The sequence below is a fragment of the bacterium genome, assembly GCA_040755795.1.
Taxonomy (GTDB): Bacteria; UBA9089; CG2-30-40-21; order CG2-30-40-21; family SBAY01; genus JBFLXS01.
Map to the genome: position 1 here is coordinate 1 of JBFLXS010000519.1, position 2,475 is coordinate 2,475.

Annotated in this window: 3 protein-coding genes; all 3 read right to left on the reverse strand. The window is 38.5% G+C overall.

Annotated features, from left to right (window positions below; translation table 11 throughout):
• Positions 1-339 precede the first annotated feature (339 nt).
• Complete coding sequence (locus AB1414_19170) at positions 340-759, reverse strand: CFI-box-CTERM domain-containing protein (GenBank protein ID MEW6609534.1); 420 nt, start codon at positions 757-759, stop codon at positions 340-342.
• Positions 759-1,307 carry a hypothetical protein gene (locus AB1414_19175; GenBank protein MEW6609535.1) on the reverse strand — a complete coding sequence of 183 codons (549 nt, stop codon included), beginning with the start codon at positions 1,305-1,307 and terminating at the stop codon, positions 759-761. Before AB1414_19175 ends, AB1414_19170 begins: the two co-directional genes overlap by 1 nt.
• Positions 1,308-1,603: 296 nt before the next feature.
• Complete coding sequence (locus AB1414_19180) at positions 1,604-2,314, reverse strand: sulfite exporter TauE/SafE family protein (GenBank protein MEW6609536.1); 711 nt, start codon at positions 2,312-2,314, stop codon at positions 1,604-1,606.
• Between the last annotated feature and the right edge of the window lie 161 nt (positions 2,315-2,475).

The window sequence follows — 2,475 nt, forward strand, 5'->3', positions numbered from 1 at the left end:
TCTTCGCCACTTCCTCTCCGAACCGCTTCTTCGCCGTTTCTCTTCCACGTCACTTCTTCACCACTTCCGTTTCGAGTCTGTTTCTTTGCGGCGGGCTAACGACTGAGCTCACCTGCAGCAGGGAGAACTACCACCAACTTTGTAAGACAAGATAAAACTTTATCATACTACAAAAATTTTCATAATCACACCTCAGTCCCTGCTGTCAGGTGCAGCGAATGGTTAGAAAAAGCTGCACTCCGCCGTCTTTTTTCTTTTCTTCTCTTTCTAAATTCTTTGTCGACTACTTTCTCAATTCGAGGTCTGACCCCGATCTCCCGATCTCCGCCCTATCTCCTCTTACTTTTTTTCATATGCGCTCATTAAACCTTCAATAACCCACACTAATGGCGTTAAAATTATCCTCGTCAGCATTCTTAAGAAATGTCGCTTAGAAATATAATTAGCGATTGGCGGACTTAAATTATAATAACTCTTAACAAACTTGTATCCCAATGATGTCTTGAGTAAAACCGTGTCTCGAAACTTATATAAAGTATTCAATTCATCGAGCGAAGAGCGTGTCCCATAGGCTGCTGTAGCAATGAAACAGTTACTGTGAAATGATTCATAATTTTTCTTTTCTCGCTCACGAATATCGGCCAATAGTTTGGACCTCTCCCTCTCCTCTTTAAGCCTTTCCTCCTCATACGCATCATCATCCCACGCCAGCCACGGTTTCCGTTTATAAATGTCCCACCGTTCAGTGCTGTTGCTCATCAGTCACCTCCATTCCATCCTGCTGATATATTTAGAATGAGCAGGCTTGTTATAAAAAGAATGAGTGCCACAAAGAGAGATAATAAGGCATATGAAAGATGGCGAACTTTTTTGTTATTTATTTCATGATTTCTGTTTGTTGCAATTGTATAATCAGCAATGATAGTAGATAATATATCTGACTCATTCTCCATAAGAATAGTTTTTTCAGCCATTTTTTTTGGATCTGTCAGCCTCTCAAATTTACGAACTTTATAAACAAAAAAAGAGAACAAAGAAGATAAGAGAAATAAAATTATTGACGTGATGACTAATATCGTTATTAAAACTCCTTGGTTATCATCAACATTAATTTCCGAATATGCTTTCCATATAGGAAACTTTAGTAAGACTCCAATTAAGCTTCCACCAAGAGCAATGGCGAAGATATTGACTTTTTTTTCGATCCTCTCGGTTCGCTCTTTCTCTTCTTCATACAGATATTTACAGTAATCTGCAAGTCTATCCAGTATGTTTCTATCAATTTGCTTCAGGTCTTGGTCAGCCATTTTTTGTAATATCCTTATCATGCATTGCTCGTCTAACGATAGAGCTCACCTGCTGCGGGGAGAATTACCACTAACCTTTGTAAACAAAATAACCTTTTGATAAACCACAAAACTTCAATTGCGGCACAGCCCCCCGCAGTCAGGTGCAGTGAAGGGTTAGAATTTCTCTTTTATATCCTCACACAAAGCCTCAAAGCACACAAAGTTTTATTGTTTTTATTCAATCCCTTTGTGACTTTGTGTCTTTGTGTGATTATTTTTAATTCTAACATTTATTTGGCGAAGCAGTTTAAACCTTATAGTCCTAAAAACTTGATTGCACCTCCACAAAGAAAAATTACCAAACCAGCCAATGCATGAGAATATCTTTCAACTCTACGAAATGATAGTTTTGATAATCCGAAAGATAAAGCCAAAACTATACCCAGCATAGTTGCGATAGTTGTCAATCCAAAGATAAATGAAACTATCGCTACCGTTATCATATTGCCCTTAGCTGCTGGATACATCACAAGAGGAATCAATGGTTCGCATGGGCCAAATACAAATATTGTGAAAAGAATCCATGGAGTTAGATTGTTCGATTTTGATAAATGAACATGAGAATGATCTGCAATGTGCTTATGAGTATGTATGTGAACATCTCCACTTTCATGTTGATGAAAATGCTCATGGGGTCGGCTACGAATTGCTTTATGTACTCCCCAGACAAAATATGTAAATCCAAATACAAGAAGAAACCAAGCGGCTAATTCACCGCGAAATGATTCGACCATTTCCAATTTAAGAACAGCAATTCCTAGAGCAATACCTATAAATCCTAAGACAATAGAGCTCAACACATGACCAACTCCACATAGAAATGTAATCATACCCGTATTAACACTACTCCATTGCCTTGCTTTGGATAATACAATGAAGGGTAAATAATGGTCTGGGCCAAAGACAGTATGAATAAATCCTATAGTTGCAGCTGTTCCTGCCAAAATACAAGTTTCATTTAACATAGCAATTCCTTAATCTAAGTTTGAAGTATTTCTCGCCTAACGATAAAGTTCAGGTGCGGCGGGGAGAATTACCACAAAAGTTTGATAGCAAGATAAAACTTTGAGAGACCACAAAACTCTGACCACGGCACAGTCCCCCGCCGTCAACTGCAACGCAGGGT

What these genes read in the sequence shown, in the direction of transcription:
- AB1414_19170 (MEW6609534.1), bottom strand. Translation starts at nt 759, where the DNA reads ATGAGCAACAGCACTGAACGGTGGGACATTTATAAACGGAAACCGTGG.
- AB1414_19175 (MEW6609535.1), bottom strand. Translation starts at nt 1,307, where the DNA reads ATGGCTGACCAAGACCTGAAGCAAATTGATAGAAACATACTGGATAGA.
- AB1414_19180 (MEW6609536.1), bottom strand. Translation starts at nt 2,314, where the DNA reads ATGTTAAATGAAACTTGTATTTTGGCAGGAACAGCTGCAACTATAGGA.